The following is a 14,577-nucleotide window of genomic DNA, read 5'->3' on the forward strand; positions in this document are numbered from 1 at the left end:
CGCCGGTCCGGCCGCCAGGATGGGTAGGTTAGAAGTCGAAGGAGAGGCGGCCGTAGTAGTAGCCGCCGTAAGCACCGAACGGCGAGTTGCTGCCGTAAGGCGAGCTACCGATGGTGTTGGGCACGGTGTTCTTGTCAGGATAGGTGTTGAACACGTTGTACGCGCCGCCCGAGAGCTTGAGCTTCTCGGTCACCTGAAACCCCACTTCGACATCGGTGATCCACTTGGCACCGTAGCTCTGGTCAGCGGTAGGCTGGCCATTGACGAGATTCGCCAGCGCCTTCCAGCTGCCGTAGCGGGTTTCCTTCGCGTTGACCGAGAACGGCCCCTTCGACCAGTTGAGGCCGAGGATGATCTTGTCCTTCGGGGTGAAGACCGTGAAGTAGCCCTGCGTCTGCCGGTCGAACAGGGTCAGGCCCAGGTTCGCCAGTTCCTCGGGGTTGTCGGCGATGTGGGTGATCTTGGTCTTGTTGTAGTTGTAGGCCGCGCTGGCCCGCACGTTGCCGAAATCGCCCAGCGTGAAGCTGTAGTTCGCCACCGCGTCGATGCCGCGCGTGCGGGTGTCGATGGCGTTGGCGAAGAAGCGCACGTACTGGTCGCCCGAGAACCCGTTGTCGCGCAGAATCTGGCGCACCCCGGCGCTCGAGAGCAGGCCTGTCAGGGTGATGCGGTCGTCGATGTTGATCTGGTAGGCATCGACGGTCAGCGTGAAGCCCGCCAGCGGCGTCAGCGTCACGCCGAAGCTGTAGTTGCGCGACTTCTCGGGCTTCAGGTCCTTGCCGCCCAGCGCCTGCGCGATGGCCGAGCCGGTCTGCAGGATCTTGGATTCGATCAGCTGATACGAACCGTTCACCAGCGAGACTTGCGTGGCGGTCTGCGCATAAGCCTGCTGCGAGAGCGAAGGCGCGCGGAAGCCGTTGGAGAATGCGCCGCGGAAGTTCAGCCAGTCGGTCGCCTTCCACAAGGCCGAGACCTTGCCGCTCCACACGCTGCCCGAACTGTCGTCATAGGTTTCGAAGCGGCCCGCGCCGGTCACCAGCAGGCGATCGGTGAGATCGAGCGCGAGGTCGATGTACGCCGCGCCGATGGTACGCTGGGCGCTCGCCTCGTCCGCCGGGGTGATGACCGTCGCGCCCTGCGCGCCGATCGCGCCGGGCTGTCCCGCCAGCGCCGAGCCGGTCGGGTAGACGTAGCCGCCGTTCTGCCACGACGCGGTGTCGAGCGACTTGGTGACGTAGCTCTCATAGCGGAACTCCGCGCCTGCCGAGACCTGCAGGTTGCGGCCGCCGAGAACTTCGAAGCCCTTGGTGACGTCAAAGTTCGTCGTCCACTGGTCGAACGCGGCGCTGAAGGTGTCGAAGCTTGTCGGGCTGGAAGTCCCGAGCGAGGCGTTGAGCGTATTGTCCGCGCCCGAACGCACGTAGTCGCGCCCGTAAGTGGTGCTGAGATCGAGGTTCCAGCCGTCGACCGTCTGCTTCATGCCCGCCGTGGCCTGCCAGTCGGTCTCGGCCATCGTGTAGTAGGGCGTGAAGCCGTCGGGGTAGATCTCGACGATGTCGCTGGTGCTGTAGGGATAGCGGCCCGCCTGACCGACGCGCGCCTCGCGGTAACCAAAGGTGGCGTTGCTGTAGAGCGTCAGGTCGCCCGCCTGGATCTCGCTGTTCTGGGCGAGGTTGACCGACTTCAGGTCCGGCAGACCGCCCTGGTAGCGGCGCTTGTCGCCGGTGGCGTCGCGCGGATTGGTGGCGCCATTAATCTTCGAATAGATGGTGCCGGTGTAGTCCGAATTGCGCACAGTCGCCTTCTGGCGCTTGGCTTCGGCGGAGACCACGATCGAGCCGTTGTCGCCAAGGTGGAAGCCCTTGGACAGCTGCGCCGAGACGGTCTCGCCGTCGCTGCCGTTGACGCTGTCCTTGTAGCGCTGGCCCGCCTCGATCGAGCCGCTGCCCGCGTCGGGGTTGCTCTTGAGGATGACGTTGATGACGCCGGCGATGGCGTCCGAACCGTACTGCGCCGCCGCGCCGTCGCGCAGCACTTCGATGCGGGCGATCGCGCTGGCCGGGATCTGGTCGAGATCGACCGGATTGCCGCCCATCGAGGTCGAGCCCGAATTGAGGTCGATCAGCGCCGAGTTGTGGCGGCGCTTGCCGTTGACCAGCACCAGCACATGCACGCCCGAGAGGCCGCGCAGGCCCGCCGGACGCGTGACCGAGTTCCACGAGGAGGAACCGACCTGCTGCGACTGGAACGAAGGCACCAGCTGGCTCAGCACGTCGCGCAGTTGCATCGAGCCGCCGAGCTGGGCGATCTGCTCGCCGCTGATGACGTCGATCGGCGTCGGGCTGGTGGCGACCGTGCGGGCCTGTCCGCGCGAGCCGGTGACGACGATGTCCGAACCGCCCGGTGCTGCGGTATCATCAGCAGCTTGGGCGTACGCTGCGTTGCCGGAAGCAATGCTCAGCGCGAGGATGGACGAGGTAACGAGTATTCTACGCATTCAAACCCCCATGATGGGCGGCGTATCTGCTGCCGCCGGATAGATGACGCTGTCTCCCTGGGCATCGTTGCCCGAAGGGGCGACGGCGCCGACGTGTCCGGCGGGTTGTCCCGTCCCGGTTTGCGCGCCCTCGCCGACCGCCGCCGCAAATGCGGAAAGCGCGTCGCCAAGTTCGCGAATGAGGTCCGCGGTGTCCTCCAGCCCCACGTGGAGGCGGATCACCGGGAAAGTCGTGTCAGCGGCGAAGGACCGCTGGCGGATCTGGCCGCCGCATGGAATCGCCAGGCTCTCGAACCCGCCCCACGAGAAGCCGAGGCCGAACAGCGAGAGCGCATCGAGGAAAACGCGCTCGGCGCTCTCCGGCCCGTCGAGCACCACGGTGACGAGGCCGTTGCCCGCGCTGTAGTCGCGCATGAACAGGTTGTGCCCCGGCGCGCCCGGCAGCTGCGGGCAGAGCACTTCGCGCACCATCGGCTGCGCGCGCAGCCATGCGGCGACTTCCAGCGCCGCCTCGCCGTGACGGGCAAGGCGCGCATGCAGCGTGCGCATGCCGCGCAGGGCAAGGTAGGCGTCGTCCGAAGACACCGCCCAGCCCATGCTGCGCGACCCGCGCCGCAGCAACGCGCCCACTTCGCCGCTAGCGACGGCGCTGCCCATGAACACGTCGGAATGGCCGCAAACGTACTTGGTCAGCGCCTGCACCGAGATATCGACGCCATGCGCCAGCGGCTTGAACAGCACGCCCGCGGAATAAGTGTTGTCCACCAGCGTCAGCACGCCCCGCGACCGCGCCAGCGCAGCGATGCCCGGAATGTCGAGCATGTCGAGCGTCAGCGAACCGGGCGCCTCCAGCACGATCAGGCGGGTCTTGTCGCCGAGCATCGCCGCCAGATCATCGAGCGTGATATCGGCAGGGAAGTAGCGGACGGTGACGCCGTAGTCGGCCATCGTCGTCTCGGCGAAGCGGCGGGTGGGGCCGTAGATCGTGTCGCACACCAGCAGTTCGTCGCCCGCACGGCACACCGCGAGGATCGCGCCAGACAGCGCCGCGAGGCCCGAAGGATAGAGTTCGGCCACCTCGCCGCCCTCCAGTTCGCACAACGAGCGGCGCAGCGCCGCCTGCGTCGCCAGCCCGCCGCGACCGTACGTGGGCGCTTCGCGGCCGAAGCAGCCGTAGTCGTCGAGAAGTACCGTCGTCCCACGCTGAAGAACAGGTGCGGCTGTGCGCAGCGCGAATTCGCCATCCATTACAGGATGGATCATCCGCGTCGCTTCACCCTTGCCGCCGTCTTCGGTAATCACTTTGAAATTCCTGTCGTATCCCGCGCGGTTCGAAGGCCCTGCGGTGTTTCCATGTCTTCTAGTCGGTGACGGGGGTGACGATCTCACCCAGATTTCGCGTCGTTTCGCAAAATGCCGTGATGACCATCACCCCGAATTCTTCATTCCCCGCACATTCATCACCCCGTCCTGCAGGGCGACATCGCGAGGGGCAGTTCGGTGGTGTTCTTCATCTCCTCCATCGCGAAGGCGGAGCTGACGTCGGTGAGCTTCACCATGCCGATGAGCTTCTTGTAGACCGCGTCGTAGGCCGCGATGCTGGAGACGCGGATCTTCATCAGGTAGTCCACGTCGCCGGTCATGCGGTACAGCTCGACGATCTCGGGCATCGTCTCCACCGCGTGCGCGAAGCTGCGCAGCCATTCGTCGCTGTGCTCGCTGGTGCGGATCGAGACGTAGGCGGTCAGTTCCAGCCCCAGCTTCACCGGGTCGAGCAGCGCCACACGGCCGGTGATCGCGCCAGCAGCCTCCAGCCGCTTGAGCCGCCGCCAGCAGCTGTTGTGCGACAGGTGGACGACCTCCGACAACGCCGCGACCGACAGCGTGCCGACCTTCTGCAGCGCGCCGAGGATGCGGATATCGGCATCGTCGAGCGTCAGCCGTCCGGATGGGGCGCCGGATAGGGCGAGCGCCATCAGCGTGCCTCCGCCAGCGCAGGCGGGGCGAGCAGATCTTCGAGCGCAATGCCCTTGGCCAGCCCGTCGCGGATCAGCGTCTCGCGGCGCACGGCGGCCTCGGCGCGGTCGATGTCTCCCGCCGCGTCCTCGGGCGAGAGGAAGACCACGCCGTCCGCATCGCACAGCGCGATGTCGCCCGGCCGCGCGACCACGCCGCCGACGCTGACCGCAGCATTGAACCGCCCGCCGAGGCCCAGCCGCCGGGTGGTGCGCGCACTCACCCCGCGCGCCCAGACCGGCAGCCCGGTCTCGAGAATTTCGCCGAGGTCCGCCACGGGACCATCGACGACGATGCCCGCGATCCCGCGCAGCATCGCCGCCGCCGCGACCACGCCGCCAACCGCAGCATGGCGGGTGTCGCCAAGCCGGTCGATCACCAGCACGTCGCCCCCGCGCAGATGCGAGAGCGCCTCGTGCAGCAGCGCGCCGTCCGGACCAGACAGAGCGAGCGTGACGATCGTTCCGCACGCCTTCATGCCGGGTGCGAGCGGCCGTAGCGCCGGATCGCACAGGCCCCATAGCCGCCAGTGCCCCAGCGTCGAAGTCTCCACGCGAGACAGACCGTGCACCAGATGGAGCGCGGCCTGCGGGGGCATCGGATGGCGATCGAACGTCATTCTCCCGGCGCCGCTTCGGGGCGGCGCGGATCGCACTTGGCAAAGTGACGCAGGAAATCGGCGACGTGGCCGACGAGGAAGCGGGTGAACACCTGCCCTGCCCGCGCGCTCGACAGCGAGGGATCGCCCGAGCCGACGCCGTCGTCCGCCACTTCGGTAGCATCGAGCGGCAGGTCCACGGATACGCCGCCAAACTGCGCGCTGGCGAAGTGCGGGTCGGACGGCAGCCCGAACACGGCCTTGCGCGGCGTTGCTCCCGACTTCGCCCCACCGACGAGGCCGGGGGCGAGGTACATCATCACCGAGGTCACCGGATCGGCGCCATGGCCGCGTGCGGCAGCAGCCTTGTCGCCATGGACCTCCTGCCACACCGTCTCAGGCAGCGAGCGCCAGAGATGGACGGCGGGAATGACCACGCCCGTCTCGCGGCGCACCGCGTGGACCACTTCGGCGATCAGCGGCGCGTTGGTGGAATGGCCGTTGACGATGACGATGCGGTCGAGGCCGTGGTCGAGGAAGCTGTCGATCATGTCGCGCAGCACCGCGCGGAAGGTCGATCCGCGCAGTTGCATGCCGCCGGGGAAGCCCCGGAAGAACTCAGCAAACCCGAACGGCAGCACCGGCGCGCAGACCGCACCCGCCGCTTCGGCGGCTGCCATGGCGATGCGCTCGGCGGCGACGAAATCGCCCATCGGCGCATGAGGCCCCTGCTCCTCCTGGCTGCCCAGCGGCAGGACGATCACCGGGCGGTCCTGCGCGATGCGCGCGGCGAAAGCGGCGTGACTCAGGTCCTGCAGGGCGTGCGGGCGAACGCAGTTCATAGCGACGCCTCGATGCGGATGGCCTTGTTCGCAGCGACCGGAATCTGGCTGCGTACGCGGTTGACGATGCCCATGTCGATGCCGGCGGACGCACTGCCCAGCCCTTCGGACACGCGCGAAACGACGGTTCCCCACGGATCGATAATCATGGATTGGCCGAACGACTGCCGCTCGCCCGCAGGCGTCTGGTATGTGCCCCACTGGCCTGCGGCGGCGACCCAGCATTCGGTCTCGATCGCACGGCTGCGCAGCAGGACTTCCCAGTGGTCCTTGCCGGTCAGCAGGGTGAAGGCGGCGGGCACGGCGATCAATTGCGCGCCCTGCCTCGCCAGCTGCTGATAAAGTTCCGGAAAGCGCACGTCGTAACAGATCGAGCAGCCGACGGTGACGCCCTCGCAATCGTAGGTGACGATTGCCTTGCCGGGATCGACGGTAGCGGATTCGTGGAACTTGGCGCCGTCGGCGGTGGTCACATCGAACAGGTGGATCTTGCGGTAGCGGGCCTGTTCAACGCCGTCGCGGTCGAAGACGACGGTGGTGTTGTAGGCACGGCCGGGATTGTCCGACTGCTCGTAGAACGAGCCGCCGTGGATCCACACCTTCAGTTCGCGGGACAGGCGCGAGAGCAGCGTCCAGGTGTCGCCATCGCGGTAAGGCTCGGCGACGGCGGGGGCACCGGCAGAGCCGCCAAGCCATTCGCAATGCTCGGGAAGCTGCACCCAGTCGGGGCGCTCCTTCGCCACGCATTCGCGCACGGCGGCCTCGATGGCGGCGAGGTTGGCGGCCTTGTCGCTGCGGGTATTGAGCTGGATGACGGCTGCGCGCAGCATCTTACTTTCCTTGAGGACGCGCGGCGGAGAGCGCGATGGCGTTGAACAGAATCTTGAAAGCGCCCTGAGTCTGGGCGCGCAGGGCTATCTCGGGACCGATGAGCACGACCTTGCCCTTGCCCTGCGGGACGGTGAGCACGGCGGCGGTGTCCTTCAGGTATTCGGGATGCCAGGCCCAGCCGCTGTGCAGCAGCGCACCCTCACCGAACGACACCGCGACCGAGGTGCCGGGTGCGGTCGGACGGAAGACCGGGCTGGAATCGTAGAACAGGTCCACCTTGGGATTGAGGCCCCAGGCGATCGGGTCCGCCGAATTGGCATCGGCCGTCAGCACGGCGCCGGGCACGTAGAACTGGGTGTTCGACAGCGGCACGCGCTTGCCGTCCTTCTCCACCAGCAGCGGATCGGCAACCGGCAACTTCAGCGCGGCGGCGAGGCCGGACGAGGAAGACCCCATCGCCAGCAGCGTGCCGCCCGCGTCGGCAAAAGCCTTGAGCGCAGGGATGGTCTTTTCCGCGCTGATGTCACCCAGCGAGGCGCGGTACTTGGCGGGCATGTCCTTGGGATCGGGCTGGACGCTGTCGAAGCGGCCACGGAACATGCCGCCGTCCACGCCCGAGCGGGCATTCGGGATAGCAGCATCGGGCACGACGACGATGTCGTACGACTTCGCGAGGCCGCCCTTGTCGAGTTCCTGCGGGTAGACGATCGAGTACGGCAGTTCCTGCCCGTCGAGAATCCAGCGCAGCCAGCCGGTGGGATGGAGGCCGCCGTAGAGATCGACCACGGCGACGCGCGGCTTCTTCACGGCAAGCCGCTCGCCCTGCGGCGCGGCAGCGACCGCTTGCACGGTGAGGCCGAGTGACTTCGCGCCTTCCTCGACGATGCCGCGCGCCTTGGGGGACACAGGCACGAACCATGCGCCCGGCTCTACGGCACGTCCGGCAACAGCGAGCGGCGTCTTGTACGCGCTCACCGCGATGCCCGCCGCCTGGAGACGGTTGACGAGACGGAAGGCGTCGTTCTGGTCATGGCTGACGAGCCAGCCGCCGGAGGTGCCCTCCACGCCCGCATCCGCGATCGGCTGCGCATCGGGCGCGATCTCTCCGCTAACCGGGCGCACCTTCACCTCCACCGGATCAAGCGCGCGGGCGAACTCCACGCCCGCCTGAAACGCCGGGGTATAGCCCGAAGCGTCGGCCGGCGGGATCGGCGGACCGCCCGGATAGGCGAAGTTGTTCGGGTAGTGCTGCGGCTCGAACATGTCGAGCACGTGGGCGCGATACGCCTGCGCGGCGGGGACGATGTACGTGCCTGCGGGCCAAGTCTTGCCCGCAGCGGTGAACGGCTCCTCCGCCCGGTCCATCTCCACGCCGAGGCGCGAGAGCGAGGTCAGGAACTTCGCCGTCGTCGGGAAATCGTGCTGGTCGACTGGCACGATATAGGCCCGCGCGTCGCGCTGCGCCGGATCGTGCAGCACCGTATCGTAGAGGTCGGCGTCGATCTCGCTCCAACCGCGCGTGCGCACCGGCTTGGGCTTGCCGCCGCGTTCCGCCAGCGCCGCGTGGGCCGCCTCGATACGGTCCTTGGAGATCGTCCAGCTGTCGGTCGAGCCCTTGGCGATGGCATTGGCGCCCATCTGCCAGCGGTCGAACAGCAGCTTCTCGCGGTTGTTGGCCGCATACGTCAGCAGCCCGCGCGCGAGCGAGAGGCTGTAGGACACCGATTGCGCCATGCTCCACGGGCCGGGCTTCGCGGGCAGCGCCTGATCGTTGCCGGGCACCTGCCGCTCGGGAACGAAGGGGATCGTCTCGGGCACCGGGCTGCCGATGATCTCGACGAGGATGCCCACCGCGTTGTGGAAGTACGTCGAGGTGCGCAGGTTGCCGTTGTACCAGGTGTCGTAGTGCGCGCCGCTGCGGGTGGTGGCGCCACCCTTGTTCTCCGAAAGCAGGCGGCTCTGCAGCGTGGCACCCACTTCGTCGAGGCTGGAGATCACCAGCGGCTCGTAGTGGTAATTGAACGGATCGCGGAACGGCGGGAGGAACAGCACGGTGCCCGCGGGGCCCGTCTGGTGCTGGTTCATCACGATCTGCGGGCGCCAGTCGCGATAGAGCACGCGCACCATGTTCTGCGTCTCGACCTGCGTGGCGAGGAAGAAGTCACGGTTGTTGTCGTGCCCGACGTAGGGATGGTAGAGGCGCGGCAGCGACTTGAAGTCGGCCTCGCGCTTCATCGGATCCTTGAAACGCATGTACCAGTCGGCCACGAACTGCTGGCCGTCCGGGTTGTCCGGCACGAACAGGGTGACGACGTTGTCGCGGATTTTGCGCGCTTCGGGATCATCGGAGGAGACCAGATCGTGGACCTGCGCGATCAGCGCGGTCTGCGCCTCGACCTCGCTTGCGTGGAGGCCGCCGTCGATCCACACCAGCGCCTTGCCGGTGGCGGCCATGACGTGGGCCTTGGCGGCGTCGATGCCCTCGGCAGCGCCGAGTGCGCGGCTTGTCTCGCGGTATTCGTCCAGTTTCGCGAGGTTTTCCGGCGAGGAGACGACCGCCATGACCTGCCGCCGTCCCTCGGTGCTGGGGCCGATGTCGACCAGCTTCACTCGGTCGCTGACGGCGGCAACGGCCTTCCAGTAGGCCATCATGTCATCGTAGGACGGGACGTAGCGGTCCTCGCCCATGCGGTGGCCCAAGACTTGCTCGGGCGTGGGGACGGGCTTTTCCTGCGCCATCGCCGGGGTGGCCAGCGTCAGGCAGGTGGCGAGGAGGAGAGCGCGGGTCAGTCTCATCGGTCGATGGCCTTTGCAGGATCGGGGGCACGCACGCAGGCGATCACGAGGAAGGAGAGCACGGCTGCGGCAGTGACGTAGAAGGCCGGAGCGATCGTCACGCCGGTCAGGCGCACCAGCAGCGTCGCGATGAAGGGCGCGAAGCCGCCGAACAGCATGACCGCGCCGTTGTAGCCCACCGAAAGCGCGGTGTAGCGCACGCGGGTCGGCAGCAGTTCGCACAGGTAGGTCGGCGCAGTGCCGCTGAAGAGGCCGGAGAAGACGCCCGCAACTGCCGTCGCCGTGATGACGGAAATGCCGCTGCGCGCTTCCGCCATGAACAGGAACAGCGGGATCGAGACGATCGCGAAACCAGCGGCGCTCGTCAGCAGGAAGGGTTTGCGTCCGACCGTGTCCGAGGCCCAGCCCGCGAGCGGGATCACCGCGACGTTGCACAGCGCGCCGGTCAGGGTGCCGAGTAGCGCATAGCGCGAGGGCACCTCCAGCACCTGGCTGGCGAAGCTGACGAGGAAGGTGCCGTAAGTATAGCCCGCCACGGTCCAGATCACGACCATGCCCGCGATCGTCAGGACGGTGCGGCGGTGGATCGTCAGAGCCTCGCGCAAGGGGTGCTCGGGCACTTCGCGTTCGGCCTTGAAGTGCGGGGTTTCAGGGACTTTCGCGCGCAGGTAGAAGCCCAAAGGCGCGATCAGGATGCCCAGCACGAAGGGCACGCGCCAGCCCCACGCCTGCAGGTCCTCGGCCGAAAGCACCGAATTCAGCGTCAGCGCCACCAGCACGGCGGAGACCACCGCGAGGCTGGTGCTCAGTTGCTGCAGCGCGCCGAACAGGCCGCGCCGGTTGGCCGGCGCGTACTCGACGAGGAACGTGGTCGCCCCGCCCCACTCGCCGCCGGCCGCAAAACCCTGCACCAAACGGCACACAACGAGCGCACAAGGCGCCACCAGGCCTACAGAAGCATAAGTCGGGATCAGCCCCGTCGCACATGTCGCGCCCGCCATCAGCATCATCGTCAGCACCAGCGCCGACTTGCGCCCGAAGCGGTCGCCCATCGATCCCAGCACCATCGAGCCGACCGGGCGCATCACGAAGCCGACGCCGTACGTCGCGAAGCTGGAGAGGATCGTCGTCACCGGATCGGCGGCCGGGAACATGGCGATGCCGATCTGCGCGGCGAAGTAGCCGTAGATGATGAAGTCGAACAACTCGAACCAGTTGCCGATCATCGCCGAAGCCAGGGCCCTCGCAATGTCCTTGCGGCCGGGTACAGGGCGCGCAAGCTGTCCCTCGGCGGGAAGCGCCGTAGTCGTCATGGCAGGTCTTCCTTGCGTCTTAGGGGGCTTCGGCGGGCGAAGGCTTGGGCAGCGGCACGGGAACATGCGGCGGGATGACGACGGCGCCGTCCTTCACCATCATGCGTCCGTCCTTGAACACCATCGTGACCTTGCGCAGCGCGTCGATGTCCTGATCCGGGCGTCCGTCAACGACGATCACGTCGGCCAGCTTGCCGGGCTGAATGGTGCCAATGAGGTCGTCCATCGCCAGCAGCTTCGCGTTGGTGAGCGTCGCCGCCTGCAGCGCCTGCGGGACCGTGTAGCCGCCCTTCACGAACCACTTGAGTTCGGCGAGGTAGATGTTGGGGATCATTTTGTTCGCATCACCGATCGTGTCGGTGCCCACGCCCATGACGATGCCCGCCTTCTTCATCTTCTGGAACAGCGCGAAGTTCGCGTCCGAGGTCATCGTGAAGCGGCGCGAGGTCGAATCCCAGAAGCCGCCCGCGCGGTCGAGCACGTTCTGGTAGACCTGCAGCGTCGGCACCGAGGCGGTGTGATGCTGCGCCATTTCGGCAATGGTCCTGTCGGTGCGCGGAAGCGGATGCTCGATCATGTCGATGCCCGCTTCCACCGCCATCTGGGTGTAGATCGTCTCACAGTCGCACGTCACCTTGAGGCCAAGGCGATGCGCCTCGTCCACCGCCGCCTGGATCTCGTCCGGGGCAAAGTGGCTGGCGACCTTGATGACGCTGGCGCCTTTCTTGAACGTCTCACGCACGGCGGCGCGCCAGGCGTCGGCGCCGTTGCGTTCCCAGGCATAGTCGGGGCCGTGCGAGGGGCGTACCGGACGTTCGGTGGCATGGCCGCCGGTGCCGGTGATGATGTGCCCGGCGGTGAACACGCGCGGCGAAGGGATGGCATCCTGCGCCGCCCAGTCGGCCAGACGATAAGGCGCATCGCCCACGCCGTTGAGATCGCGCACGGACGTGAAGCCCGCCTCGATGAACCAGCGCAGGTTGCGTTCGCCGCGCAGCACGCCGTCGGCGTCCTCAGCCTGCACGTCGTAGGGCGTGTCGTTGTCCGGGTACGTCAGGTGCACGTGCATGTCGATCAGGCCGGGCATCACGAACTTGCCGGTCACGTCGATCACTTTAGCGTCGGCGGGCCACGCGGTGCTGTCCGCAGACAGCACCGCAATAACCCGCCGACCCTGCATCACCACGCTTCCCGGTGCGACCCGAAGGGACTGCGTGTCGAAGACGAAGCCGCCGCGCAGCACGGTGACCGGTCCGGCGGCGCTTTCCGGCCGCTCGGGGATCATGCGCGGGGTGTGATCGGTGTTGGTACCGCCCGCGATCCACTCGTGGCGGTCGGTGCGCGGCACTGCGGCATCGCGCTCGGGCGCGGCGGCGGAAGCCATGCCCGACAGCCCGAGAGCGGTGCCGGCAAGGACGAGGTTACGAAAAGGATGCTTCATGATGTTTGCGACCGTCATGTTTTGCGCGAAGCGTTGGTTACATGTTGCCCTGACCCGCCATTGCCTCGGCAATGCGGGAAATCGCGCCGCCCAACTGGGCTTGAAGGCGCGCGGGGTCCTGCCGGTAGCGCTGCGAGATGCAGGCGAGTCCGAGCGCCGCCAGCGGCTGCCCCGGCCCGAGCGGAATGACAGCGGCGACACCCGTGCCGCCGATCGCGAATTCGTCCTCGACCACCGCGAAGCCCGTCTCGCGCGCGGCTTCTACCGCGTCGATCACGGCGCTGCGATCGACTTGCGTGGAGGCGGTTAGCGCAGCGCGCGGCACGCTGTCGAGCGCGGCCTCGAAGGCGGCAGGCTCCATCCGCGCCAGCAGCACGCGGCCCAGCGCGGTGCAGTAGGCGGGAACCTTGCGCGGCAGTTCGATGTCGTAGCGGATGTCCGAAGGCGATGCCTCCTTGGCCAGCAGCCGCACGAGGCCGGACGCATCGGGCATGCCCAGCAGCACCGTCTCGCCTGCGTCCACTGCCAGCGCGGTCATCACCGGCGGGGCGACGCGCAGGATGCGGCCATGGCGGGCGAAGCCGTCGCGGCGGATCATGTCGTTGAGGCGGTAGCTGTCGTCCTCGTCCTCGCGCACCAGATAGCCACGCTTGTGCAGGGTGCGCAGCAGGCCCAGCGTGCTGCTCTTGGGCAGTTCCAGACCGCGCGCGACTTCGCTGAGCGTCAGCCCGTCGCACCGCGTCGAAAACAGCTCGAGCATGTCGAGCACGCGTGCTGCGGACTTGATATCACTGGTCATCGCGGCCCCTGATCACTTTCACATCATTCGTTCATGAATCAGAACGACACGTTCATATCCGTGAACAGACTGTGCGCTGTTTGCCCGGAGGTGTCAAATGTTTGTCTTTTGCGCCGATCTGCGCATGTTTGTTACGGTATCGCGGGGAATCGTCGGATGATCTGCAATGTGGCATCGTCGGGGAAGACAAAGCGCATAGACCAGATGACCTGAATTTCACGCAGTCCCGCATCACTGGCACGAGCCAGTCCGCACGATGCGTTCACGAACGTGAACACTGCCTTCTCCTTACGTTTCTTTCTCGATTATTTTATGATCATTTATTGAAATTTGATCAGAATGCGTACATCTGATGGTCATGGCCACGATCATGCAGTCCCGCGAACCGAACCGGAAGGATCTGACCGGCCCTGCCTTGCGCACGTTCTTTCGCATCGCCGATGCCTGGGGACTCAAGGAGAACGAACAGATGCGGCTGCTCGGACTGGACAACCGTTCCACGTTCCAGTCGTGGAAGCGCGGCGCCGTGGCGGCCATTCCCAAGGATGCGCTAGAGCGCATTTCCTACGTCCTAGGCATCTACAAGGGCCTGCAAATCCTGCTACCGCGAACGGCCGACGATTGGGTGCGCAAACCCAATGCCGCACCGCTATTCAGCGGCCGCTCGGCGCTTGATCGCATGACTTCAGGCAACGTCGCGGACCTCTATGTGGTGCGGCAGTACGTCGACGCCCAGCGCGGCTGACGGCAAACATCCTCATGGACGTTCCGGTAACCGCCCTGCTTTGGACGCCGTGCTATCGCATCGTGCCGAGCCGGTTCCCGCCGGTCTCCGTGTTCGACAAGGTTGCCGATCCGGCCGACCTCGAAGCCGTATTCGCACTGGAGGCGATGACGAACGACCGTCTGCGCGAAGAGACCGGCCAACTGGCGCTGGTGCCGCCCGAGGACCGCGTCTCCGGCCCCGGTTCGACGCCGATCATGGCGGCCTTTACGCATCTCAATCCGAAAGGCGACCGGTTCACCGACGGGGCATTCGGGGTTTTCTACGCGGCGCGCTCGGTCGATACGGCAGTGGCGGAAACCTGCTACCATCGCGGCCGGTTCATGGCCTTCACCTTGGAGCCTGCGCAGGAACTCGACATGCGGGTCTATGCCGTCGATCTTGCCGCGCGGATGCACGACATACGTGAGCGGCGGGAAGATCTTGCGGCGATCTATCACCCCGACCACTACGGTGCATCGCAGGCCTTCGCCGTAACTCTGCGGGAGTCCGGGTCGGATGGCATCGTCTATGCCAGTGTCCGGCACGAGGGCGGCGAATGCGCGGCTGTGTTCCGGCCGCGCCTGCTTTCCAACTGCCGACAGGAACGCCACTTGTGCTACGTCTGGGACGGCAGCGCGATCGCTACCGTCTACGAAAAGCGCGCGTTCGGCTGAGCGA

Annotated in this window: 12 protein-coding genes; 2 read left to right on the forward strand and 10 right to left on the reverse strand. The window is 66.7% G+C overall.

What is annotated here, in order from left to right; translation table 11 throughout:
- Positions 1 to 28: 28 nt before the first annotated feature.
- From QRN25_RS19405 to QRN25_RS19450, 10 genes are all read right to left on the reverse strand, one after another.
- Positions 29 to 2,497 carry a TonB-dependent receptor plug domain-containing protein gene (locus tag QRN25_RS19405; protein ID WP_285020885.1) on the reverse strand — a complete coding sequence of 823 codons (2,469 nt, stop codon included), beginning with the start codon at positions 2,495 to 2,497 and terminating at the stop codon, positions 29 to 31.
- On the reverse strand, positions 2,498 to 3,799 hold the full coding sequence (gene metC / locus QRN25_RS19410) for a cystathionine beta-lyase (RefSeq protein ID WP_285020886.1): 1,302 nt from the start codon (positions 3,797 to 3,799) through the stop codon (positions 2,498 to 2,500).
- A 158-nt stretch (positions 3,800 to 3,957) separates the two neighbouring features.
- On the reverse strand, positions 3,958 to 4,473 hold the full coding sequence (locus QRN25_RS19415) for an Lrp/AsnC family transcriptional regulator (protein WP_285020887.1): 516 nt from the start codon (positions 4,471 to 4,473) through the stop codon (positions 3,958 to 3,960).
- On the reverse strand, positions 4,473 to 5,132 hold the full coding sequence (locus QRN25_RS19420) for an RraA family protein (RefSeq protein WP_271184132.1): 660 nt from the start codon (positions 5,130 to 5,132) through the stop codon (positions 4,473 to 4,475). Before QRN25_RS19420 ends, QRN25_RS19415 begins: the two co-directional genes overlap by 1 nt.
- Positions 5,129 to 5,953: a creatininase family protein gene (locus QRN25_RS19425; RefSeq protein ID WP_285020888.1), complete on the reverse strand. Its 825-nt coding sequence runs from the start codon at positions 5,951 to 5,953 to the stop codon at positions 5,129 to 5,131. The genes QRN25_RS19420 and QRN25_RS19425 overlap by 4 nt, the downstream gene beginning before the upstream one ends.
- Entirely contained in the window at positions 5,950 to 6,783 is an 834-nt protein-coding gene (locus tag QRN25_RS19430) for a carbon-nitrogen hydrolase family protein (protein ID WP_285020889.1), read from the reverse strand. Before QRN25_RS19430 ends, QRN25_RS19425 begins: the two co-directional genes overlap by 4 nt.
- Before the next feature lies 1 nt (position 6,784).
- Entirely contained in the window at positions 6,785 to 9,580 is a 2,796-nt protein-coding gene (locus QRN25_RS19435) for a M14 family metallopeptidase (protein WP_285020890.1), read from the reverse strand.
- Positions 9,577 to 10,893, reverse strand: coding sequence for an MFS transporter (locus QRN25_RS19440; protein ID WP_285020892.1), 1,317 nt, complete (start codon positions 10,891 to 10,893; stop codon positions 9,577 to 9,579). Before QRN25_RS19440 ends, QRN25_RS19435 begins: the two co-directional genes overlap by 4 nt.
- Positions 10,894 to 10,912: 19 nt before the next feature.
- Positions 10,913 to 12,334 carry an amidohydrolase family protein gene (locus QRN25_RS19445; RefSeq protein ID WP_285020894.1) on the reverse strand — a complete coding sequence of 474 codons (1,422 nt, stop codon included), beginning with the start codon at positions 12,332 to 12,334 and terminating at the stop codon, positions 10,913 to 10,915.
- 37 nt (positions 12,335 to 12,371) lie between these two features.
- Positions 12,372 to 13,133 carry an IclR family transcriptional regulator gene (locus QRN25_RS19450; RefSeq protein WP_285020895.1) on the reverse strand — a complete coding sequence of 254 codons (762 nt, stop codon included), beginning with the start codon at positions 13,131 to 13,133 and terminating at the stop codon, positions 12,372 to 12,374.
- A 370-nt stretch (positions 13,134 to 13,503) separates the two neighbouring features.
- Here QRN25_RS19450 and QRN25_RS19455 point away from each other — a divergent pair, with 370 nt between their 5' ends.
- Positions 13,504 to 13,878, forward strand: a complete 375-nt coding sequence (locus tag QRN25_RS19455) for an MbcA/ParS/Xre antitoxin family protein (RefSeq protein WP_285020897.1) — start codon at positions 13,504 to 13,506, stop codon at positions 13,876 to 13,878.
- Positions 13,879 to 13,892: 14 nt separating this feature from the next.
- Entirely contained in the window at positions 13,893 to 14,573 is a 681-nt protein-coding gene (locus QRN25_RS19460; protein ID WP_285020899.1) for an RES family NAD+ phosphorylase, read from the forward strand.
- The last annotated feature ends 4 nt before the right edge of the window (positions 14,574 to 14,577 follow it).

The sequence above is a fragment of the Novosphingobium sp. fls2-241-R2A-195 genome, assembly GCF_030209485.1.
In the GTDB taxonomy this organism is placed as follows: domain Bacteria; phylum Pseudomonadota; class Alphaproteobacteria; order Sphingomonadales; family Sphingomonadaceae; genus Novosphingobium; species Novosphingobium resinovorum.